This window comes from Pseudomonas sp. VI4.1 (assembly GCF_002029345.1).
GTDB lineage: Bacteria > Pseudomonadota > Gammaproteobacteria > Pseudomonadales > Pseudomonadaceae > Aquipseudomonas.
Map to the genome: position 1 here is coordinate 14,572 of NZ_MULM01000132.1, position 21,326 is coordinate 35,897.

The window sequence follows — 21,326 nt, forward strand, 5'->3', positions numbered from 1 at the left end:
CAGAACATGACCAGGCAACAGCAAGTGGTGATTGTCGGTGGCGGCGTAATAGGTTTGCTGACCGCATTCAATCTCGCGTCCGAAGTGCAGAGCGTTGTATTGCTGGATCGCGCGAATGTCGGCCAGGAGTCCTCCTGGGCCGGTGGCGGAATCGTCTCGCCGCTCTATCCATGGCGCTACAACCCGGCGGTCACCGCGTTGGCCCATTGGTCCCAGGATTTTTATCCGCAGCTGGGCGAGCGGTTGTTCGCGGCGACCGGGATTGATCCTGAAGTGCACACCACCGGGTTGTACTGGCTGGATCTCGATGACGAAGCCGAAGCGCTTGCCTGGGCCGAGCGTGAAAACCGGCCGTTGCGGGCTGTGGATATCTCGGCGGCCCACGATGCGGTGCCGGTGCTCGGTGCCGGTTTTTCTCGGGCGATCTACATGGCCGATGTGGCCAATGTGCGCAATCCGCGGTTGGTGAAATCCCTCAAGGCTGCGTTGCTGGCGCTGCCGAACGTGACGATTCATGAGCACTGCGAAGTCAGCGGGTTCATCCGTGAAGGCGCTGCTGTGGTCGGGGTGCAAACCTCGGCGGGCGCCATTCGTGGCGATCAGGTGGTGCTGACGGCTGGCGCCTGGAGTGGTGATCTGCTCAAGAGCCTGGGTCTGGACCTGCCGGTGGAACCGGTCAAGGGACAGATGATTCTTTACAAGTGCGCGGCGGACTTTCTGCCGAGCATGGTCCTGGCCAAGGGGCGTTATGCGATTCCTCGGCGCGACGGGCACATTCTGATTGGCAGTACCCTGGAGCATGAAGGGTTCGACAAGACACCGACCGAGTCCGCCCTGGACAGCCTGAAGGCATCCGCGGTGGAGTTGATTCCGGCATTGGCGGAGGCCGAAGTGGTCGGGCATTGGGCCGGATTGCGGCCGGGTTCGCCGGAGGGCATTCCTTACATTGGCCGGGTGCCCGGTTTTGAGGGCCTGTGGCTCAACTGCGGGCATTACCGCAATGGACTGGTGTTGGCGCCGGCGTCGTGTCAGTTGTTTGCGGATGTGATGGTGGGGCGTGAGCCGATTATCGATCCGGCGCCGTATGCGCCAGAAGGGCGGATCTAGACGCGGGGTTTTGAGCGCCTGTCAGATCGCCTTCGCGAGCAAGCCCGCTCCCACATTAGACCTCCAGTGGACATATTATTTATGAACCGCAGAGATCAAATGTGGGAGCGGGCTTGCTCGCGAAGGGGCCCTTAATCCAAACCGAGCTTCTTGAGCCGATAACGCATCGACCGAAACGAAAGATTCAACCGCTGAGCCGCCGCCGTACGGTTCCAGCGGGTTTCCTCCAGCGCCTGGAGGATCAGTTTGCGCTCGACGTTTTCCAGATAATCCTCCAGGTTGTCGATCTGCGTCAGGTCCGGCACACCGCCCTCCGCGGCACAGTTGCCTTCGGCCAATCGCAGGTCGCCGGCTTCGATCTGTTGGTTGTCACACAGCGTGTGCGCCCGTTCGAGCATGTTCTCCAGTTCCCGCACATTGCCCGGAAAACGATAGCTTTTCAGCGCGTCGAGGGCGTGTGGGTGGAGTCTGGTGGCGGGCTGGCCGCTGCCGGCTGCCAGGCGTTTGAGAACATGGATGGCCAGGGTCTCTATATCGTCGCGACGTTCGCGCAAGGACGGAACCCGCAGCTCGATCACGTTCAGCCGGTAGTACAAATCCTGGCGGAAGCGCTCGGCGGCGACTTCAGCGTCGAGGTCTTTGTGGGTGGCGCAGAGGATGCGCACATCGACCACGGTTTCCTGCTGGCCACCGACACTGCGCACGGCTTTTTCCTGAATCGCCCGCAGGAGTTTGACCTGCATCGCCAGTGGCAAGTCAGCCACTTCGTCGAGGAACAGCGTACCGCCATGGGCCGCCTGGAACAGGCCGGGCTTGTCCTCGATGGCGCCACTGAAGCTGCCTTTGCGGTGGCCGAAAAACTCGCTTTCCATCAATTCCGAGGGGATCGCCCCGCAGTTCACCGGGATAAAGGGTCGGTTGGCCCGCGGCCCCTGCTCGTGGATCAGCCGCGCGACCAGTTCCTTGCCGCTGCCAGACTCGCCGCTGATGTACACCGGGGCCTGACTGCGGGCCAGTTTGTCGATGTGTTTGCGCAGGTTGCGCATGGGCAATGAGTCACCCAGCAACTGCCGATCGACGGTGCTGCGGGCGCCGTCCGGCGCGGTCAGGCGCAGGGCGCTGGTGACCAGTTCCCGCAGCCGGGAAAGGTCCACCGGTTTGGTCAGGAAATCGAAGGCCCCGGCCTTGAGTGCGTTGATCGCTGTTTCAAGGCTGCCATAGGCCGTAATCATTGCCACCGGAACCTGTGTATGGCGTTGCTGGATGTAATGCACCAGCTCCAGGCCGGTGCCGTCCGGCAGGCGCATGTCGGTCAGGCACAGGTCGAAGGTCTCGCGCGTCAGCAGCGCCTGGGCTGCGCCTACGTTGCGGGCACTGAAAGTGTCGAGATTCATCCGTCCCAGGGTGATTTCCAGGAGTTCGCGGATGTCCGGCTCGTCGTCGACGATCAGGACTTTTTGCCGTGGGCTTGTGTTCAACTTTGTTTCCGTCCGTGAGCAAAGGTGATACGAAAGCAGCCGCCGCCTTGGCGTGGTTTGAAGTCTAGGCGGGCCTGGTTGCTTTCGCACAGCTCACGGGACAGATAAAGTCCAAGCCCCGTTCCTTGGGTGCTGGTGGTGAAGAACGGTTCGAACAGCTGCGCCTGATGGTCCGGTGCCACGCCGGTTCCATCGTCCCGGACTTCGAGAATCGGCAGCTGGCTGTCGCGGTCGACAAACAATTCGAGCCAGACCTGCGCCTGGTCGTGGACCTGGATGCTATGGCGCCAGCCGTTGCGCACCAGATTGTCGAGTATCTGGGTCAACTGGTTCGGGTCCATCAGGGTTTTGAAGTCGCCCGACCCTATGTGCAGGTGAATCTGCTGACGCGTGGTCGCGCGCTCGCGGGTTTCGGCGACGAACTGTTCCAGCCACGGCTTCAGGTCAAGCCGATGCGCCACGGTTTGTTGGCGGCGGGACAGTTGCAGGACGTTTTCGATTACCCGATTCATTCGCTGAGAGTGGTCTTGAATAATCTGGGTCAGACGTCGATCCGCGCCATTGAGTTCCTCTGATTCGTGTAATAGCTGCGCGGCGTGACTGATGGCGCCCAATGGATTGCGTATTTCATGGGCAATGCCGGCTGTCAGGCGGCCGAGGGCGGCGAGTTTCAATTGTTGGGCCTGTTGGGCGATCTGGGCGAGGTCTTCGAGAAACACCAGAATCTGGTAATGGGGGCTTTGGTCCAGGGCGATAAAGCTCGGTTGCAGCTCCAGGCCACTACCGTCGACTTTAATGCTCTGGGGCCGCAGCGTCGGATTGTTGCGCCACAGTTGCAGGCGTTCGACCAGGGTGGGCGAGTAATCATCGATCAGATGGCCTTCAAGCCCGTCCTGCCCCAGCAGTGTCAGCGCGCCGTGGTTGGCCAGTTGCACCCGTCGCTTGTCGTCGAGTACCAGGATGCCGGTGCGCATGCGTTGCAGGATCAGCGCATTGAGGGCTTCGAGGCCGACCACTTCGCTGGCCCGTTGCTCGGCCAGGCTTTCACTGACTTCCAGGCGCCGCATCAGGCCTTGTACCAACAATGCTGCGGCGAAGCACAGGGCCCCCAGCGTGCCGACTTGCAGGTAGTCGTTGGGGCTGGTCGGGTGGCTGAAGCTTATCAGCAGGCTCAGCCCGACGATGCCGAGCGCGCCGACAGCGGCAATCAGCAAGCCGATATGCCGGCGCAACAAGGTGTTGCTGATCGCCACCGACACGATCAGCAGATTGCCAATGGCGCTGGCCACGCCGCCACCGGCGTAGAACAGGCCGCACAGCAGCAGCACGTCGGTCAGCGCGAGACTGAACAATTGCGCCGGGCGACGGGTGTTCTCAAGAAACACCACCAGCAGAATATTGAGTATCAGGTACAGCCAGCTGCCAGTGCGCAATAAGTCGTCATTGGCGAACTTCAGCAACTGGTTGTCCATGTTGCTGGAGATCAGCAACACCAGGGTGAGGCCGACGCTTAAACGGTAAAGATGATAGAGACGCAGCAGTCGCTGGGCCTGTTTGCTGCCGGGACTGGACGTCTCAGCGGTCACTTGAACCCGGGCCTTGCTCAAGGTGAGCCTGGCTGCAATACCACTGTTGTTGGAGGTTGAGTGCGCGGTCGCGGGGCAGGTGGACGCCGCAATGTGCGCAGCGGACCATCGGTGCTGCTTCCAGCTCGGCGGAGGACTTGGGGGCGGAGGAAGAAGCCTTGAACTTGCGCCAGAACCATACCGCAGCGGCTATCAGGGCGATCCAGAACAATAAACGAAGCATGGCGAGCTGCTTTATTAGCTAATGATCAGCCAGTTTAGCAAGGACATGACCTGCGCACAGCCAGTAGGAGCGAGCTTGCTCGCGAAAAATCTTTAGATGACGCGTTTACTCAGAAGAAACGCGTCATCGTTGACGTCCATCGCGAGCAAGCTCGCTCCTACAGAGTCGCCGTATATCAGTCGAACACGCCGAAGGTCATGTAGCTGAACCACGAGCGGTCGCTGTTGTTGGCTTCGGACTCGTGTTCCTCTTCTTCGATCACGTCGCCATCTGCATCTTTAGGCTTGAGATCGCTTGGAATCGCGTCCTTGGCTTCCTGGAACTGCTTCTGTACGTCCTGGTTGGCGCGGGTTTCGCCCGGCGGCAGCGGCGGACGGGATTCGATCAGGCCCAGGGTGGCCTTGCTCAACCACGAACGGTTGTCGGCTTCGTCGACCGACGGCGTGAACTGACCGTCGACCAGGCTTGGATGGTTCGGGTAGTTGAGCTTCAGGGTTTCGAGGCTGGTGTTGGCCAGTTCGTCCAGGTGCAGACGCTGGTAGGCCTCGGTCATCACCGCCAGGCCGTCACCGACCGCTGGGGTTTCCTGAAAGTTTTCCACCACGTAGCGACCACGGTTCGCGGCGGCGACATAGGCCTGACGGGTCAGGTAATAGTCGGCAACGTGAATCTCGTAAGCGGCCAGCAGGTTGCGCAGGTAGATCATGCGCTGCTTGGCGTCCGGCGAGTAGCGGCTGTTCGGGAAGCGGCTGGTCAGCTGGGCGAACTCGTTGTAGGAGTCGCGAGCGGCACCCGGGTCACGCTTGGTCATGTCCAGCGGCAGGAAGCGCGACAGCAGGCCGACGTCCTGGTCGAAAGAAGTCAGACCTTTGAGGTAATACGCGTAATCGACGTTCGGATGCTGTGGGTGCAGACGAATGAAACGCTCGGCGGCGGACTTCGCAGCCTCTGGCTCGGTGTTCTTGTAGTTGGCATAGATGAGCTCGAGTTGAGCCTGATCAGCGTAGCGACCGAACGGATAACGCGACTCCAGGGCCTTCAGCTTGGCTGTGGCGCTGGTGTAGTTGCTATTGTCCAGATCGTGCTGAGCCTGCTGGTACAGCTCGACTTCGCTCAGGTTTTCATCTACGACTTCCTTCGATGAGCAAGCAGCGGTCAATGCGAGGATGGCGATCAGCAGCAGGTGTTTCACTTGCATGGCGGCTTGCGTCCCTATGACGGCCGCTGTCTTGGGCGGGGCCGTCCTGTTATGATGAGCGCCCCGTTGAATAGCTTCGGGGCAAAAGACGCCGTATTTAACCACAAGCGCGCAGCCGAAACCAAAAGCTGTGCCGACGCCTAGTCTGAGCATGTCCGATAAAATTGAACTTAGCGCAGAGGTGCCGTCCGAATTGGGCGGCCAACGCCTCGATCAAGTCGCCGCACAATTATTCGCTGAGCACTCGCGCTCGCGCCTTTCCGCCTGGATCAAAGACGGCCGCCTGACTGTGGATGGGGCGGTTATCCGCCCGCGAGACATCGTTCACGGTGGCGCCATTCTTGAACTGACTGCCGAGCAGGAAGCTCAGGGCGAATGGATCGCTCAAGACATCGAGCTGGACATTGTCTATGAAGACGACGACATCCTGGTGATCAACAAGCCTGCGGGCCTGGTGGTGCATCCGGCTGCCGGTCATGCTGATGGCACCTTGCTCAACGCCTTGCTGCACCATGTGCCGGACATTATCAATGTGCCCCGCGCCGGTATCGTGCATCGCCTGGACAAGGACACCACCGGTCTGATGGTGGTGGCCAAGACTATTCAGGCGCAGACCCAACTGGTCACGCAACTGCAAAGTCGCAGCGTCAGCCGGATCTACGAATGCATCGTGATCGGTGTGGTCACCGCCGGCGGCAAGATCAACGCGCCGATCGGTCGTCATGGCCAGCAACGCCAGCGCATGGCCGTCATGGAAGGTGGCAAACAGGCCGTCAGCCATTACCGCGTGCTCGAGCGTTTCCGCTCCCACACTCACGTGCGGGTCAAGCTGGAAACCGGTCGTACGCACCAGATTCGGGTCCACATGGCCCACATCAACTTCCCGTTGGTCGGAGATCCTGCCTACGGCGGTCGTTTCCGCATCCCGCCGGCAGCCAGTGTGACCATGATCGAATCGTTGAAGGCTTTTCCGCGTCAGGCACTGCACGCGCGGTTCCTGGAGCTGGATCATCCGACCACCGGTAAACGCATGAGTTGGGAATCGCCACTGCCGGACGACTTCGTCTGGTTGCTGACACTGCTCAAGCAAGACCGCGAGGCGTTCATCGGATGAGTGACTGGCTGATTCCCGACTGGCCCGCGCCGGCCGGGGTGAAAGCCTGTGTGACCACCCGTGCGGGCGGCGTCAGTCTGGCGCCGTTCGACAGCCTCAACCTGGGCGATCACGTCGACGACAGCCCCGAAGCCGTTGCCGAAAACCGCCGTCGCCTCACCGCTCGGTTCTCTATTCAACCGGCCTGGTTGCAGCAGGTTCACGGCATTGCCGTGGCTCATGCCGACCCGGGCCTGGTGGCGACTGCCGACGCCAGCTGGACGGCAACGCCCGGTATCGCTTGCACGGCGATGACCGCCGATTGTCTGCCAGTACTCTTCTGCGACCGTGCCGGCACTCGTGTGGCGGCGGCCCATGCCGGTTGGCGCGGGCTGGCGGCGGGCGTGCTGGAAGCCACCCTCGACAGCCTGGCCGTGCCACCTGCCGACGTGCTGGCGTGGCTCGGCCCGGCCATAGGCTCGCAAGCCTTTGAAGTCGGCCCGGAAGTACGCGAAACCTTCGTCCGGCAACTGCCTGAAGCCGCCGAGGCCTTTGTGCCGAGCGCAAATGCTGGCAAATTCATGGCTGATATCTATCAACTGGCGCGTTTGCGCCTGGCTGCCCGCGGTGTCACAGCCGTCTATGGCGGTGGTTTCTGCACCGTGACCGATCCGCGCTTCTTTTCTTACCGCCGCGCTCCTCGCACTGGTCGGTTTGCCTCCCTGATCTGGCTCGAACGCTAGACTTGTCTGACCTGCATCAACATCAAGACGCTTGAATCTCCCAGAATCGACCACATCTAATGAGGTATCTGGCAGGTTTCTTCATTCAGGATGTTTTATCGGTCCGGCCTGCTCAAAAGGAAGGTGACCCATGCGTATAGATCGTTTAACCAGTAAGTTGCAGTTAGCCTTGTCCGACGCCCAATCCCTGGCCGTCGGCCTCGATCATCCGGCTATTGAGCCCGCGCATTTGATGCAAGCCATGCTTGAACAGCAGGGTGGTTCGATCAAGCCGCTGCTGATGCAGGTGGGCTTCGACGTCAACAGCCTGCGTAAAGCGCTGACCAAAGAGCTCGATCAGCTGCCGAAAATCCAGAACCCGACCGGCGACGTCAATATGTCGCAGGATCTGGCGCGCCTGCTCAACCAGGCCGATCGCCTGGCCCAGCAGAAGGGCGACCAGTTCATTTCCAGTGAACTGGTGCTGCTCGCCGCCATGGACGAGAACAGCAAGCTTGGCAAGTTGTTGCTCGGCCAGGGCGTGAGCAAAAAAGCCCTGGAAAACGCGATCACCAACCTGCGTGGCGGTGAGGCCGTCAATGACGCCAACCACGAGGAGTCGCGCCAGGCCCTGGACAAATACACCGTCGACCTGACCAGGCGCGCCGAAGAAGGCAAGCTCGATCCGGTGATCGGCCGTGACGATGAAATTCGCCGGACCATCCAGGTGCTGCAACGTCGCACCAAGAACAACCCGGTGCTGATCGGTGAACCTGGCGTGGGTAAAACCGCGATCGCAGAAGGCCTGGCCCAGCGCATCATCAACGGTGAAGTGCCCGATGGCCTGAAAGGCAAGCGCCTGCTGTCCCTGGACATGGGGTCGCTGATTGCCGGTGCCAAATATCGCGGCGAGTTCGAGGAGCGCCTCAAATCCCTGCTCAACGAGCTGTCGAAGCAGGAAGGGCAGATCATCCTGTTCATCGACGAGCTGCATACCATGGTCGGCGCCGGCAAGGGCGAAGGCTCGATGGATGCCGGCAACATGCTCAAGCCGGCACTGGCTCGCGGTGAGCTGCATTGCGTCGGCGCAACCACGCTCAACGAGTACCGCCAATATATAGAGAAGGATGCCGCCCTCGAACGGCGCTTCCAGAAAGTCCTGGTGGATGAGCCGAGCGAAGAAGACACCATCGCTATCCTGCGTGGCCTGAAAGAGCGCTACGAGGTTCACCACAAGGTGGCGATCACCGACGGCGCGATCATTGCCGCCGCCAAGCTCAGCCATCGCTACATCACCGATCGTCAGTTGCCGGACAAGGCCATCGACCTGATCGACGAAGCCGCCAGCCGCATCCGCATGGAAATCGACTCCAAGCCGGAAGTGCTGGACCGTCTGGAGCGGCGCCTGATTCAGCTGAAGGTCGAATCCCAGGCGCTGAAGAAAGAAAGCGACGACGCGGCGAAGAAACGCCTGGAAAAACTCCAGGAAGAAATCGCCCGGCTCGAACGTGAGTACTCGGACCTGGAAGAAATCTGGAATGCGGAAAAGGCCGAAGTCCAGGGCTCGGCGCAGATCCAGCAGAAAATCGAACAGTCCCGTCAGGAACTGGAAGCGCGCGCCGCAAAGGCGACCTGAACCGCATGGCCGAGCTGCAATACGGGGTGATCCCGGACCTGGAGCGCAGCCTGCAGATGGTCGACCAGCACGGCAAAAGCGAAAACCAGTTGCTGCGCAGCAAGGTGACTGAAGAAGAGATCGCCGAAGTCGTGTCGAAGTGGACCGGCATTCCGGTGTCGAAAATGCTCGAAGGCGAGCGCGACAAGCTGATGAAGATGGAAAGCCTGTTGCACCAGCGTGTGATCGGCCAGGACGAAGCGGTGGTTGCCGTGTCCAACGCGGTACGGCGTTCGCGGGCCGGATTGTCCGACCCGAATCGCCCGAGCGGCTCGTTCATGTTCCTCGGCCCGACCGGGGTCGGTAAAACCGAGTTGTGCAAGGCGCTGGCCGAGTTCCTCTTTGATACCGAAGAGGCGATGGTGCGCATCGACATGTCCGAATTCATGGAGAAACATTCCGTGTCGCGACTGATCGGTGCGCCACCAGGCTACGTAGGCTATGAAGAAGGCGGTTACCTGACCGAGGCGGTGCGTCGCAAGCCTTATTCGGTGATCCTCCTGGACGAGGTCGAGAAGGCCCACCCGGACGTCTTCAACATCTTGCTGCAAGTGCTTGAAGATGGCCGCCTGACCGACAGCCATGGCCGCACGGTGGATTTCAAGAATACCGTGATTGTCATGACGTCCAACCTGGGGTCGGTGCAGATCCAGGAACTGGTCGGTGATCGTGAAGCGCAACGCGCGGCGGTGATGGATGCGATTTCCACGCACTTCCGGCCGGAGTTCATCAACCGGGTCGACGAAGTGGTGATCTTCGAGCCGCTGGCGCGGGATCAGATCGCAGGCATTACCGAGATCCAGTTGGGGCGTCTGCGTGCTCGTCTGACCGAACGGGAACTGAAGCTGGAACTCAGCCCGGAGGCGATGGACAAGCTGATCGCAGTCGGCTACGACCCGGTATACGGTGCACGACCGCTCAAGCGAGCGATCCAGCGCTGGATCGAGAACCCGTTGGCGCAGCTGATTCTGTCGGGACGTTTCATGCCCGGCGATACCGCCAAGGGTGTCGTGGAAAACGACGAAATCGTCTTCGCCTGATCCGCTGCAACTACTGTAGGAGCGAGCTCGCTCGCGATGGACGTCAACGATAACGCGCGCTGTCTGGATGAGCGTGTTGTTCTGAAGTTTTTCGCGAGCAAGCTCGCTCCTGCAAGATGTCTCGCATCGCGAGGCCTTTTTTTCGCCAGGCTGTTGAACTCTAAGGAAAAGGCTTGTAAAGTGCGCCCCGCAGTAAGTCGCTCCGAAGGGTTTCCGCTCCCCAAGCAGGAATCCAAAATAAGTTGCAAATCATTAACTTGAAAGCAATTTAGGGGGTTGACAGAGGTGCTGAAGATTGTAGAATAGCGCGCCTCAGACACACGAACGCAGCGATGCGAACGAGTCGAAGAGAACGCGGTAAAGCTTCAAAGTTGTAAATTGAAATATGTAGTTCCGTGATAGCTCAGTCGGTAGAGCAAATGACTGTTAATCATTGGGTCCCAGGTTCGAGTCCTGGTCACGGAGCCAATTTCAAACCGGGGTATAGCGCAGTCCGGTAGCGCGCCTGCTTTGGGAGCAGGATGTCAGGAGTTCGAATCCCCTTACCCCGACCATTTTTGGGTCGTTAGCTCAGTTGGTAGAGCAGTTGGCTTTTAACCAATTGGTCGTAGGTTCGAATCCCACACGACCCACCATTTTTGAAACCAGTTAACGCTGGGATCAGATCTTAAGATCAGAGGCCAAAAGCGCTGATCGAAGAAGGCGACTTGTAAAGGTCGCCTTTTTTTTACCGGGGTATAGCGCAGTCCGGTAGCGCGCCTGCTTTGGGAGCAGGATGTCAGGAGTTCGAATCCCCTTACCCCGACCATATTAAAAATCCTCGTATCGAAAGATACGGGGATTTTTTTTGTCTGCTGCAAACGCAAAAAAGCCCCGGATCTTGGGAAAAGAAGCGGGGCGGGCGCTATGGAGGTGTCCGCAGGTTAGACCGAGGCGTCGGCATCGCGGGCAAGCCCGCTCCCACAGGTCAAGTGTCGGACCGAATTCAAAGGTCGACACATAACCTGTGGGAGCGTGGCTTGCCCGCGATGAGGTATTAACAGACGTCGAATATTTAGTGCAGTTTGAGTCGAGGCTCAGTCCCGCGCCCGATCTTGCTGCCCAGCATCAGCATCGCCGTGCGGAACGCGCCATACAGGGCCATCTGGTGCATGCGGTACAGCGACACATAAAACATCCGTGCCAGCCAACCTTCGAGCATCACGCTGCCAGTCAGGTTGCCCATCAAGTTACCCACAGCCGAAAAACGCGACAGCGAGATCAACGAGCCGTAGTCGGTGTACTTGTACTCGGGCAGTGCCTTGCCTTCGATCCGCAATTTCAGCGATTTGGCCAGCAACGACGCCTGCTGATGCGCAGCCTGGGCCCGTGGCGGCACGTTGCGATCGGTGCCCGGCTGCGGGCAGGCCGCGCAGTCGCCGAAGGCGAAGATGTTGTCGTCGCGGGTGGTTTGCAGGGTCGGCAGCACTTGCAGTTGATTGATGCGGTTGGTCTCCAGGCCATCGATGTCCTTGAGAAAGCCCGGTGCGCGAATCCCGGCCGCCCAGACTTTCAGGCTGGCATTGATCACTTTGCCGTCGGCGGTGATCAGGCTGTCGGCGGTCACTTCGCTGACGGCGGCATTGGTCATGACATTGACCCCTAGTTTCTCCAGGGTCTTATGCACCGGCCCGCCGATCCGTTCCGGCAGCGCAGGCAGCACCCGTGGCCCGGCTTCGATCAGGGTGATGTGCATGTTTTCCGGCTTGATCCGGTCCAGGCCATAGGCCGCCAGTTCATGGGCGGCGTTGTGCAGCTCGGCGGCCAGTTCGACCCCGGTGGCACCGGCGCCGACGATGGCGACGCTGATCTGCTCGACCGTGTCGGTTTGCCCGGCGTGGGCGCGCAGGTAATGGTTGAGCAATTGCTGATGGAAGCGCTCGGCCTGCTTGCGGGTGTCGAGGAACAGGCAATGCTGCGCCGCGCCCTGGGTGCCGAAATCGTTGGTGGTGCTGCCAACGGCAATGACCAGCGAGTCGTAGCCCAGTTCCCGGGCCGGGACCAGCTCCACGCCGGCTTCGTCATAGGTCGCGGCCAGCTGGATTTTCTTCCGGGCGCGATCAAGCCCGCTCATGCGCCCCAGCTGGAACCCGAAGTGGTTCCATTTTGCCTGGGCAACATAGTTGAGTTCGTCTTCGGAAGAGTTCAGGGAACCGGCCGCCACTTCGTGCAACAGCGGTTTCCAGATGTGGGTCAGGTTCGCGTCGACCAGCATCACGCTGGCCGTGCCACGCTTGCCCAGAGTCTTACCCAGACGGGTAGCCAACTCCAGACCGCCGGCGCCGCCGCCAACGATGACAATACGATGAGTCATGGGGATATCTCGCAAGGCTAAAAGAAATCGGTGCGATTACCCGAGCGAGCGCAAGGCAGCTCATAGCGTCAGGTAACTGATAAATCGGCTCAACAGGCCCAGGCCAATGGTCACTGCCAATACCACCACCAGGAGCATCCACGGCCGAAAAGGCCGGCGCTCGACTCGGTGCTGGGACAAGTGCAGGTACTCTTCGACATGCTTCTGGTCTTCGGGTTTCAGGCGGCTGGTCATTTTCGGGCCTCGTCAGGTAGACGTTGCTGAATGTCTGGAAGCTACAGGCGGGTTATCCCACGTTGAACGGAGCATAGCCGCTGTCCGGGACAGGCTCGACGCGCACCGTATCGTCCAGGCGAATGATTCCACTTTGTAACACCCGGGCGGTGATTCCGCCATGTCCGCGCACGGCCTGAAAGGTCCCGGGGCCGAGGTTGGTTTGCAGGCGGGCACAGGGCTGACACCAGCCGGTGGTTTCGAAAATCGCCTGGCCGATCCTGAAGCGTCGGCCTTTGAGGCTGAACAGATTGATGCCGCTGACGACTATATTGCGCCGCAGGTCCTGAGGTCGCACCGGGTGGTCATCCGCGCGGCCCATCAGCGAACTGATCACCGCCAGATGTTCCCACTGAATCAGCGTCACCTGGCGCGCATTGCGTATGCCCGGGCGGGCGCGATCACCGGTCAAGCCAGCCTCGAGACGTGCTTCCACGGCATCGAGCTCGATCATTGGCGCATGACGCTCCGGTCGCACGCCGATCCAGCGAACGCGACCCTGTTGCGGCACTTCGGCAATCAACGCCTGCAATGGACTCACAGACTGATCCCGACGTCGAACACAATGCTGCGACCCAGGTTGCTGCGCAGGAAATCCGGCGCATCCGGGTGCGCGAACAGCACCCGTGCGAAGGTCGGGCCGACCAGTGACAACGAACGCCAGCCCTGGCGCAGGTACTCGGTAGGCGGCGGGAAATGACTGTTGAGGTCCAGCACTTCGCGCTTGAGGCTGGCGAAGGCGATGATGTCCAGCTCCCCCAGGTCCATGCCGCGTTCTTTGTAGTTATGCGCTTTTTTGCGCAAGGTCGGTGCCAGTCTCAGCAAGAACTCGTTGGCCGGAATGCGCCGGGGCTTGGCCTCGCGGCGCACCAGCTGGCTCAGGGAGAATGCGCTGCGTCGGCGTTGCAGTTCATCGCGCCACTCGTCGTTGAGGCGCCGGCCTTCGTCGAGGACGAAGAACACCTCGAAACTGGCGTCACGGAACAGCACGTCCGGCGGCTCTCCGGCCGGTGCGAACTCGTCGGCGCGGTAGGGAATGTTCAGCCCCTGCAACAGGCGCTGGCACACCCAACGCTCACGCTCCCATTTGCGGGCATTGGAGAGAAACGCGTTGGCTTGCTCGGCCGCAATGGTCAGCAGGCGTAAGTAATCTGAATCATCCATAAGCCCAAGCTTAGCGTTCAAATGCGATCGCAAAGAAGACAGTTTATCGCAGCGGGTCAGAAATCTGCCGGATCTGCCGCGCGTCATCCCCGCAACACCTGCATCCCGCGCCCGGTTCGGGCATTGCACAAAACGGATAGTGATCTGCGCAAAGCGGATATTGGTGCGTGCCTGGCAGCTTTACCCTCGGCTTTACGGGACGTTAGCCGCGTTAACGACGCTCTTAAAACAACAACAAGAGACAGATGCCATGCGCAAGATCGACGTACATGAGGTGATCGACAACGCACGATTCAACCGTTTTCACTGGATGGTGCTGTTCTGGTGTGCCCTGATCATCATCTTTGATGGTTACGATCTGGTGATCTACGGCGTCGTGCTGCCGATGCTGATGAAAGAATGGGGGCTCAGTCCCCTGCAAGCGGGCGCACTGGGCAGTTATGCACTGTTTGGAATGATGTTTGGCGCGCTGTTCTTCGGCCCGCTGTCGGACAGGATCGGCCGCAAGAAAGCCATCACGATCTGTGTGATGCTCTTCAGCGGTTTTACCGTGCTCAATGGATTTGCCCGCAACCCCACCGAGTTTGGTGTGTGCCGATTTATTGCCGGGCTTGGCATCGGCGGTGTTATGCCCAATGTCGTGGCACTGATGAACGAGTACGCGCCGAAGAAAATCCGCAGCACGCTGGTGGCGATCATGTTCAGCGGCTACTCGGTGGGCGGCATGCTGTCGGCGGGGCTCGGTATCGTGCTGATCCCCAGTTTTGGCTGGCAGTCGGTGTTCTACGTGGCGGTGCTGCCATTGCTGCTGTTGCCGTTGATCATGTACTTCCTGCCCGAGTCGGTGGGTTTCATGCTGCGCCAGGGGCGCAATGCCGAGGCGCGCGCCATCCTGCAGCGGATTGATCCGGCTTACGTCGAGCAAGCCGGCGATCAACTGCACATGAACGACGTGAAAGGGACTGGCACTCCGGTGCTGCAATTGTTCCGCGACGGCCGGGCGCTGCGTACGCTGATGCTGTGGCTGGCGTTTTTCTGCTGCCTGCTGATGGTCTACGCCTTGAGTTCCTGGCTGCCGAAACTGATGGCCAACGCCGGTTACAGCCTGGGCTCGAGCCTGTCGTTCCTGCTGGTACTCAACTTCGGTGCCATTTTCGGCGCGGTTGGCGGTGGTGTACTGGGTGACAAGCTCAACTTGCCGCGGGTGTTGGCGGTGTTCTTCGCCGGTGCAGCCGTATCGATCACCTTGTTGGGGTTCAACAGCCCGATGCCGGTGCTGTACCTGCTGATCGCCATTGCCGGCGCCACGACCATCGGCTCGCAGATTCTGTTGTACGCCTGCGCCGCGCAGTTCTACTCCATGACCATTCGCTCCACCGGTCTGGGCTGGGCATCGGGCATCGGGCGCAACGGCGCCATCGTCGGACCGCTGCTGGGCGGTGCCTTGCTCGGGATCAACCTGCCGCTGCAACTGAACTTCATGGCCTTTGCCTTGCCCGGTGCAGTGGCCGCGATCGCCATGACCGTGTTCGCCATCAGCAGTCGGCGCAGTGCCCGGCAACCGCTACCGGGCACGCAACAAGGATCACCTGACAGGGCTGTCGGCGAGGTTTCATGAAAGCGTTATTCCACGACTTTTCGCTGTCGGCGGCCGTCGCCGGATTTATCGCCACGGTGATTTCCTACGCCGGCCCGTTGGTGATCATCTTCCAGGCGGCCGAGACGGCGCACCTCTCGCGAGAAGTGTTGTCGTCCTGGGTCTGGGCGATTTCCATCGGCAGCGCCGTGCTCGGCATTGGTCTGAGCCTGCGTTACCGGGTACCGGTGATCATCGCGTGGTCGGCGCCGGGTTCGGCGTTGCTGGTGGCGCTGTTGCCCGGGATCTCCATGCCGGAGGCGGTGGGGGCTTACCTGGTCAGCAGCCTGATTATCTTTCTGGTCGGGATATCCGGGGCGTTTGACCGGATCATCGGCAGACTGCCCGCGGCCATTGCGGCAGCGATGCTGGCGGGGATTCTGTTCAGCTTCGGCACAGGGTTGTTCGTCTCTTTGCAGGGCAAGCCGTTGCTGGTGCTGGCGATGTTTGCCACTTACCTGATCTGCAAACGGCTGATGCCGCGTTATGCGGTGTTGATGGTGCTGCTGGTGGGGTGTTCGCTCGCCTTTGTTGGCGGTGATCTGCACCTTGAAGCGCTGGTGATCGGTTTTGCCACGCCGGTGTGGATCACCCCGACGTTCAGCCTGAGCGCGACCCTGAACATTGCCTTGCCACTGGTGATGGTGGCGTTGACCGGCCAGTTTGTTCCCGGCATGGCAGTACTGCGCGCCAGCGGTTACTCGACGCCGGCCGGCCCGATCATCGCCAGCAGCGCGTTGGGCACGGCGCTATTGGCACCGTTCGGTTGTCACGGGCTGAATCTGGCGGCGATCACCGCAGCCATTTGCACCGGCCGCGAGGCCCATGAAAACCCCGGCAAACGCTATGTGGCGGGCGTCGCCGGTGGCCTGTGTTACCTGGTGCTGGGGATCTTCGGCGCCACCCTGGTTTCACTGTTTTCGGCATTCCCCAAAGAACTGATCGCCGCCCTGGCCGGGCTGGCGCTGTTCGCCGCGATTGCCGGGTCGTTGGCCGGCGCCATGGCCGTGCCGAGGGATCGCGAAGCGGCGCTGGTGACCTTTCTCACCACTGCGTCGGGTATGTCGTTGTTGGGATTGTCCGCTGCATTTTGGGGACTGATTTTCGGCATGGTCACCCACTTGCTGTTAAACGCCCGTCGTCCTGTTCCTCGTAGCGAAACCGCTGCGGCTGATGCACTTCAACCTGTCGATCAATAAAAACAAGAGAACAACGATGAAACAGATTCTTCCAGCAACCGGTACCGTGTTGTCCATGGCTGTCGTCTCGGGTTTCTCCGCCGGTGCGATGGCCGCCGAGGGCGGCTTCATCGAAGACACCACGGCGACCTTGCAAGCGCGCAATTACTACTTCAGCCGGGACTTTTCCGACATCGTCGGCGCCAACCGGCAATCGAAGGCCGAGGAGTGGGCGCAGGGCTTCATCCTCAACGTCAAGTCCGGTTACACCCAAGGCCCGGTCGGTTTTGGTGTGGATGTCATCGGCCTGCTCGGCCTCAAGCTCGACAGCAGCCCGGACCGGGTCAATACCGGTTTGCTGCCGGTACAGGATGACGGCCGTGCGGCGAACGATTACAGCCGACTGGAAGGCGCATTGAAGGTGCGCTACTCCAAGACCGAACTGAAGGTGGGTGAGTTGCAACCCAACGTGCCGGTGCTGGCCTTCAGCGATATCCGTCTGCTGCCGCCCAGCTATCAGGGCGCAAGCATCAGCTCGAACGAGATCAATGGCCTGACCTTGCAAGGCGGGCACTTGAAATCAACCAGCCTGCGCAACGAGGCCGGCGACGAAAAGATGCAAGCGATGCTCGGTCATGTACCGCAGCGCCAGGTCAGCAGTGATGGCTTCAACTTCGCCGGTGCCGATTACGCCTTCAATGAAAAGCGCACTTCGGTCAGCGCCTGGTTCGGCCAACTGGAAGATATCTACAACCAGCGCTTTATCGGCCTCAAGCACAGCCAGCCGCTGGGCAACTGGACCCTGGGCGCCAACCTTGGTTATTACGATTCGCGCGAAGACGGCAAACAGCTGCTGGGCAATATCGACAACCAGGCGTTCTTCTCCCTGCTGTCGGCCAAGCGCGGCGGCCATACGTTTTATCTGGGGTATCAGGGCATGTTCGGCGACAGCGCCTTCCCGCGGGTCTTTGCCAATATCAGTCCGCTGGGCAACGAAGTGCCGACCTACGAGTTCGCCTACACCGACGAGCGCTCCTGGCAGGCGCGTTACGACTACGATTTCGCGGCCCTCGGCGTGCCGGGGCTGACCAGCACCGTGCGCTACATCACCGGCAATAATGTCGACACCGGCCTGGGTTTTGAAGGCAAGGATCGCGAACGTGATCTCGATCTCGGCTATGTGCTGCAGAGCGGCAGCCTCAAGGGACTCGGTATCCGCGTGCGCAATGTGATGGCGCGTTCCAACTACCGCAGTGACATCGATGAGAACCGTTTGATCCTCAGCTATACGTGGACGTTGCTATGAAGCGGTGATCACAGATTGCTCATGCAGTTGCCCATCACCTGATACGTCACGCGATGGGTCTGGCCCTGATGATCGATGTAGACCATAGTCGCTGGCACAACGTCGCAGGCGGTTGCGGTGTCGGACACTGAAACCACTTCGGCGATGTCCAGTGGCTGCGCCGGGTTGTACGGGGTGGCGGGCGACTCGTTGCCGGCGGCCATGGCCGAGGTGGCGACAAGGGTCAGAAACAGGCTGATCAGGGTTTTCATTTTTCCGTGCTCCGTGTTGATTCCGATAGCTTGATTCTAGTCTTTGCCCCGGCCTGATAAAGAGGCCTGCGCCTGATGCAGCCTTACAGGAAACGTAACAATCATTGCCCTTGGAGGGCCCATGGATTTGCTCAATAACTTGCGGGTGTTCGTCCGCGTGGTGGACTGCGCAAGTTTTACCGCTGCCGCCGATGCGCTGGACCTGTCGACCGCGCAAGTGTCGCGACTGGTGGCGGATCTGGAGCAGCATGTGCAGGCGCGCTTGCTGCAACGCACCACGCGACGGTTGAGCCTGACCGAGGCCGGTGAGCGCTTCCTGTTGCGCAGTCGGCAAATTCTTGAAGAAATGGAAGAGGCCACGGCAGAGGCGCGCGGTGCCCATCTCAAGCCGAGCGGACGGCTGCGGGTGCACAGCATGAATGGCCTGGGCGTATTGATCACGCCATTGATCGCCCGTTACAGCGAGCTTTACCCCGATGTGGTGTTCGAACTGACCCTGTCGCAGCGTAATCCCGATCCGCTGGAAGAAGGGCACGACGTGGTGATTTCGATCGCCCATGAACTGGCCGATTCGCAATTGGTCGCCCAGGTGATCGGGCAGGTCTACAGCGTGCCCTGCGCCTCCCCGGCGTACCTGCAACGGCGTGGCGTGCCCCATACGCCGCTGGCGCTGAACGAGCATCAGTGCCTGCGCATGCTCGACCCGTTGTACGGCGATGAATGGGTCTTCCAGGACGAGCATGGCGAGCAGGCGGTCAGCCCGGCGAAGACCTTCCAGTGCAACGTCGCCGAATCGATGGTCAAGGCTTCGGAGGCCGGCATGGGGGTCAGCCTGATTCCGTTCTATATCGCATCGCGCCCCTTGAACGATGGCACCTTGTTGCGGTTGCTGCCCGCCTGGCGCCCCCGACAACGCAAAGTGTATGCGCTGTATCCGTCACGGCGTTTTCTCGATGCCAAGGTCCGGACCTGGGTGGACTTTCTCAAGGCCGAGTTACCCAAACTGTTCGCCGAGCACGAGGCGGTGATGGACGATCCGCGGCATTGGGCCTGAGCTCGACATCTCGGCCCGTAACGACTGGTCCCGGTTACGTCATCCCGAGCCAGTTCGGCAGCACCAGAGAAATCCACGGGACGTAGGTAATCAATATCAGGAACAGGAACAGGATAATCAGCCAGGGCATCGCTGCACGGATGGTGGCAGTCAGCGACATGCCGGTCACCGCCGAGGTGACGAACAGATTCAGGCCCACGGGTGGGGTGATCAGGCCGATCTCCAGGTTCACCACCATGATGATGCCCAGGTGAATCGGGTCGATCCCCAACTGAATGGCGATCGGAAACAGGATCGGCGCCAGGATCAGGATGATGGCCGAGGGTTCCATGAACGCCCCCGCCACCAACAACACGATGTTCACCACGAGCAGGAATGTCACCGGCGTCAGGCCTGCGCCGATGACCCAGGCAGTGATTTGCTGGGGTATCTGCTCGGTGGTCAGTACGTGGGCAAAGAGCATGGCATTGGCGATGATGAACATCAGCATGATGCTCAGCTTGGCGGACTCAAGCAGCACCTTCGGGGTTTCACGCAGCGACATGTCCTTGTAGACGAACAGCGCAACGAATGCCGCGTAGACCGCCGCCACCGCCGCCGCCTCGGTCGGGGTGAACATCCCGGTGTAGATGCCGCCGAGGATGATGACCATCAGCAACAGGCCCCAGATGGCCTTGCGTGCTGCATTCAACCATTCACGAACGGTGGCCCGTGGCATGGCGGGCAGGTTCTTCCGGACAGCGACGATGTAGATGGCCACCATCAGCGCAGTACCCAGCAGCAGGCCCGGCACCACGCCGGCCATGAACAGCTTGCCGACTGACGTTTCCGTTGCTGCGGCATAGACCACCATCACGATCGAAGGCGGTATGAGAATGCCCAGCGTGCCGGCGTTGCACACAATGCCGGCACCGAAGGCCTGTGGATAACCGGAGCGGACCATCCCCGCGATGGCGATGGAGCCCACGGCGGCTACCGTGGCGGGGCTTGAGCCCGACAGCGCGGCAAACAGCATGCACGCCAATACGGCGGCGATGGCCAGGCCGCCGCGTATATGACCGACGCACGCGTTGGCAAAGTCGATCAAGCGCCGCGCCACACCCCCCGTGGTCATGAAAGCCCCGGCCAGCAGAAAGAACGGGATGGCCAGCAGCGTGTAGTGCTCGGAGGTTTCGAACAACTTGATGGCCAGTGAGCGCACCGAGTCGGGACTGAACAGGATGATCGTCAGCGAACCGGCCAGGCCAAGGGAAATGGCGATCGGTACGCCGATGAACATCAGCACGAACAGAGCAACAAAGAGGAAAAGAATGGTCATTTCCTGTCGTCCTCATGTTCGGTCAGTTTCAATACATCCGCGGCCTCATCGGCCAGGCCCAGGCCCGTTTGCCGGTGTCGCACGATACGCACCAGAATTTCGGCAAAGCGGATGAACACCAAGGCAAAGCCCATAGGCACTATCAGCCCGATGTGCCACTGCATGATGCCGTAATGACCGAGGTCCTCGGCGCCGATACCGGCGATGAACAAGGTCTGAATCCATTCGAAACTGGCGACGCTGAGCAGGCCTGCATAGGTCAGGCAGCACAGGCAGGCAATCATGCCAATGATTCGCTGGACCGGTTTGCTGGCCAGTTTTACCAGGGCGTCGACCCCGATGTGGCCGGCCGTACGCACGCCATAGGACAAGCCGAAAAAGATCAGCCAGGCGAACAGAGCCTTGGTCAGCGATATGCTCCACGTCATGCCCTGGGCCATCGCCATGACGCTGTCGCCTATGGCGAACAAGGGTTCACTGGCGCCTGGCCATCGCTCGGCGAAACTGTAGAAAACGCTGTAGAGATTGTTCAGGATGACGTAGACGAATGTCACCAGCGTCATTGCCGCCAGCAGGAAGACGATAAAGCCTTCTTCGAAGTGGTCCCAGATGCGCCGCAAGGCATTCATGTGTGGCATCTCCCGAGCGAGTGACGGCTACGAAGCGGGCGC

Annotated in this window: 18 protein-coding genes, 4 tRNA genes and 1 pseudogene; 12 read left to right on the top strand and 11 right to left on the bottom strand. The window is 60.4% G+C overall.

Annotated elements, in window-relative coordinates; all coding sequences use genetic code 11:
- Positions 1-6 precede the first annotated feature (6 nt).
- Positions 7-1,107, top strand: coding sequence for a glycine oxidase ThiO (gene thiO, locus BZ163_RS10080; protein ID WP_128870784.1), 1,101 nt, complete (start codon positions 7-9; stop codon positions 1,105-1,107).
- Positions 1,108-1,238: 131 nt separating this feature from the next.
- Here thiO and BZ163_RS10085 read toward each other — a convergent pair whose 3' ends face one another.
- From BZ163_RS10085 to BZ163_RS10100, 4 genes are all read right to left on the bottom strand, one after another.
- Positions 1,239-2,585, bottom strand: a complete 1,347-nt coding sequence (locus tag BZ163_RS10085) for a sigma-54 dependent transcriptional regulator (RefSeq protein WP_128870785.1) — start codon at positions 2,583-2,585, stop codon at positions 1,239-1,241.
- Complete coding sequence (locus BZ163_RS10090) at positions 2,582-4,171, bottom strand: PAS domain-containing sensor histidine kinase (protein ID WP_128870786.1); 1,590 nt, start codon at positions 4,169-4,171, stop codon at positions 2,582-2,584. Before BZ163_RS10090 ends, BZ163_RS10085 begins: the two co-directional genes overlap by 4 nt.
- On the bottom strand, positions 4,161-4,394 hold the full coding sequence (locus BZ163_RS10095; protein WP_128870787.1) for a PP0621 family protein: 234 nt from the start codon (positions 4,392-4,394) through the stop codon (positions 4,161-4,163). The genes BZ163_RS10090 and BZ163_RS10095 overlap by 11 nt, the downstream gene beginning before the upstream one ends.
- A 175-nt stretch (positions 4,395-4,569) precedes the next feature.
- Positions 4,570-5,592 (bottom strand): outer membrane protein assembly factor BamD, encoded by a 1,023-nt coding sequence (locus BZ163_RS10100; protein WP_128870788.1) that lies wholly within the window; start codon positions 5,590-5,592, stop codon positions 4,570-4,572.
- Between the two features lie 151 nt (positions 5,593-5,743).
- Between BZ163_RS10100 and rluD the strand changes: the two genes are divergently transcribed.
- The 7 genes and pseudogenes from rluD (at position 5,744) to BZ163_RS10140 (ending at position 10,930) form a co-directional block, all read left to right on the top strand.
- A complete protein-coding gene (gene rluD / locus BZ163_RS10105) occupies positions 5,744-6,706 on the top strand; it encodes a 23S rRNA pseudouridine(1911/1915/1917) synthase RluD (protein WP_128870789.1) in 963 nt (320 codons plus the stop codon).
- Entirely contained in the window at positions 6,703-7,428 is a 726-nt protein-coding gene (pgeF, locus tag BZ163_RS10110) for a peptidoglycan editing factor PgeF (RefSeq protein ID WP_128870790.1), read from the top strand. The genes rluD and pgeF overlap by 4 nt, the downstream gene beginning before the upstream one ends.
- Positions 7,429-7,558: 130 nt before the next feature.
- A pseudogene (gene clpB, locus BZ163_RS10115) lies at positions 7,559-10,122 on the top strand (ATP-dependent chaperone ClpB).
- A 392-nt stretch (positions 10,123-10,514) separates the two neighbouring features.
- Positions 10,515-10,590, top strand: a tRNA-Asn gene (locus BZ163_RS10125).
- 9 nt (positions 10,591-10,599) lie between these two features.
- Positions 10,600-10,676: transfer RNA gene (locus BZ163_RS10130), tRNA-Pro, on the top strand.
- A gap of 5 nt (positions 10,677-10,681) precedes the next feature.
- Positions 10,682-10,757: transfer RNA gene (locus tag BZ163_RS10135), tRNA-Lys, on the top strand.
- Between the two features lie 96 nt (positions 10,758-10,853).
- Positions 10,854-10,930, top strand: a tRNA-Pro gene (locus BZ163_RS10140).
- A 246-nt stretch (positions 10,931-11,176) separates the two neighbouring features.
- On the opposite strand, the gene BZ163_RS10145 is transcribed toward BZ163_RS10140, so the two are convergent.
- From BZ163_RS10145 to BZ163_RS10160, 4 genes are read right to left on the bottom strand one after another with little or no spacing between them, the layout of a single operon-like run.
- Positions 11,177-12,475 (bottom strand): NAD(P)/FAD-dependent oxidoreductase, encoded by a 1,299-nt coding sequence (locus BZ163_RS10145; protein ID WP_128870792.1) that lies wholly within the window; start codon positions 12,473-12,475, stop codon positions 11,177-11,179.
- Positions 12,476-12,535: 60 nt separating this feature from the next.
- The gene (locus tag BZ163_RS10150; RefSeq protein ID WP_128870793.1) at positions 12,536-12,709 is read right to left on the bottom strand and encodes a DUF3094 domain-containing protein; all 174 of its coding nucleotides are present in this window, start codon (positions 12,707-12,709) and stop codon (positions 12,536-12,538) included.
- 52 nt (positions 12,710-12,761) lie between these two features.
- Positions 12,762-13,289: an MOSC domain-containing protein gene (locus tag BZ163_RS10155; RefSeq protein ID WP_128870794.1), complete on the bottom strand. Its 528-nt coding sequence runs from the start codon at positions 13,287-13,289 to the stop codon at positions 12,762-12,764.
- Positions 13,286-13,912, bottom strand: coding sequence for a DUF1780 domain-containing protein (locus BZ163_RS10160; RefSeq protein WP_007970534.1), 627 nt, complete (start codon positions 13,910-13,912; stop codon positions 13,286-13,288). The genes BZ163_RS10155 and BZ163_RS10160 overlap by 4 nt, the downstream gene beginning before the upstream one ends.
- Before the next feature lie 250 nt (positions 13,913-14,162).
- Here BZ163_RS10160 and BZ163_RS10165 point away from each other — a divergent pair, with 250 nt between their 5' ends.
- The 3 genes from BZ163_RS10165 to BZ163_RS10175 are packed head-to-tail and all read left to right on the top strand — an operon-like array spanning position 14,163 to position 18,032.
- A complete protein-coding gene (locus tag BZ163_RS10165) occupies positions 14,163-15,530 on the top strand; it encodes an aromatic acid/H+ symport family MFS transporter (RefSeq protein ID WP_128870795.1) in 1,368 nt (455 codons plus the stop codon).
- Positions 15,527-16,747 carry a benzoate/H(+) symporter BenE family transporter gene (locus BZ163_RS10170; RefSeq protein WP_128870796.1) on the top strand — a complete coding sequence of 407 codons (1,221 nt, stop codon included), beginning with the start codon at positions 15,527-15,529 and terminating at the stop codon, positions 16,745-16,747. Before BZ163_RS10165 ends, BZ163_RS10170 begins: the two co-directional genes overlap by 4 nt.
- A 16-nt stretch (positions 16,748-16,763) precedes the next feature.
- Positions 16,764-18,032: an OprD family porin gene (locus BZ163_RS10175; RefSeq protein WP_128870797.1), complete on the top strand. Its 1,269-nt coding sequence runs from the start codon at positions 16,764-16,766 to the stop codon at positions 18,030-18,032.
- An 8-nt stretch (positions 18,033-18,040) separates the two neighbouring features.
- Here the strand turns inward: BZ163_RS10175 and BZ163_RS10180 are convergent, their stop codons facing one another.
- Positions 18,041-18,283 carry a DUF2790 domain-containing protein gene (locus tag BZ163_RS10180; protein WP_128870798.1) on the bottom strand — a complete coding sequence of 81 codons (243 nt, stop codon included), beginning with the start codon at positions 18,281-18,283 and terminating at the stop codon, positions 18,041-18,043.
- 121 nt (positions 18,284-18,404) lie between these two features.
- Here BZ163_RS10180 and BZ163_RS10185 point away from each other — a divergent pair, with 121 nt between their 5' ends.
- Entirely contained in the window at positions 18,405-19,337 is a 933-nt protein-coding gene (locus tag BZ163_RS10185; RefSeq protein WP_128870799.1) for a LysR family transcriptional regulator, read from the top strand.
- A gap of 34 nt (positions 19,338-19,371) precedes the next feature.
- Here BZ163_RS10185 and dctM read toward each other — a convergent pair whose 3' ends face one another.
- Both dctM and BZ163_RS10195 read right to left on the bottom strand, forming a co-directional pair.
- On the bottom strand, positions 19,372-20,655 hold the full coding sequence (dctM, locus tag BZ163_RS10190; protein ID WP_128870800.1) for a C4-dicarboxylate TRAP transporter large permease protein DctM: 1,284 nt from the start codon (positions 20,653-20,655) through the stop codon (positions 19,372-19,374).
- A complete protein-coding gene (locus BZ163_RS10195) occupies positions 20,652-21,284 on the bottom strand; it encodes a TRAP transporter small permease (RefSeq protein ID WP_128870801.1) in 633 nt (210 codons plus the stop codon). The genes dctM and BZ163_RS10195 overlap by 4 nt, the downstream gene beginning before the upstream one ends.
- Positions 21,285-21,326: the final 42 nt, after the last annotated feature.

Coding starts and splice junctions, on each gene's coding strand:
- thiO (WP_128870784.1), top strand. CDS start 7: ATGACCAGGCAACAGCAAGTGGTGATTGTCGGTGGCGGCGTAATAGGT.
- BZ163_RS10095 (WP_128870787.1), bottom strand. CDS start 4,394: ATGCTTCGTTTATTGTTCTGGATCGCCCTGATAGCCGCTGCGGTATGG.
- BZ163_RS10100 (WP_128870788.1), bottom strand. CDS start 5,592: ATGCAAGTGAAACACCTGCTGCTGATCGCCATCCTCGCATTGACCGCT.
- rluD (WP_128870789.1), top strand. CDS start 5,744: ATGTCCGATAAAATTGAACTTAGCGCAGAGGTGCCGTCCGAATTGGGC.
- pgeF (WP_128870790.1), top strand. CDS start 6,703: ATGAGTGACTGGCTGATTCCCGACTGGCCCGCGCCGGCCGGGGTGAAA.
- BZ163_RS10145 (WP_128870792.1), bottom strand. CDS start 12,475: ATGACTCATCGTATTGTCATCGTTGGCGGCGGCGCCGGCGGTCTGGAG.
- BZ163_RS10150 (WP_128870793.1), bottom strand. CDS start 12,709: ATGACCAGCCGCCTGAAACCCGAAGACCAGAAGCATGTCGAAGAGTAC.
- BZ163_RS10160 (WP_007970534.1), bottom strand. CDS start 13,912: ATGGATGATTCAGATTACTTACGCCTGCTGACCATTGCGGCCGAGCAA.
- BZ163_RS10165 (WP_128870795.1), top strand. CDS start 14,163: ATGCGCAAGATCGACGTACATGAGGTGATCGACAACGCACGATTCAAC.
- BZ163_RS10170 (WP_128870796.1), top strand. CDS start 15,527: ATGAAAGCGTTATTCCACGACTTTTCGCTGTCGGCGGCCGTCGCCGGA.
- BZ163_RS10175 (WP_128870797.1), top strand. CDS start 16,764: ATGAAACAGATTCTTCCAGCAACCGGTACCGTGTTGTCCATGGCTGTC.
- BZ163_RS10180 (WP_128870798.1), bottom strand. CDS start 18,283: ATGAAAACCCTGATCAGCCTGTTTCTGACCCTTGTCGCCACCTCGGCC.
- BZ163_RS10185 (WP_128870799.1), top strand. CDS start 18,405: ATGGATTTGCTCAATAACTTGCGGGTGTTCGTCCGCGTGGTGGACTGC.
- dctM (WP_128870800.1), bottom strand. CDS start 20,655: ATGACCATTCTTTTCCTCTTTGTTGCTCTGTTCGTGCTGATGTTCATC.
- BZ163_RS10195 (WP_128870801.1), bottom strand. CDS start 21,284: ATGAATGCCTTGCGGCGCATCTGGGACCACTTCGAAGAAGGCTTTATC.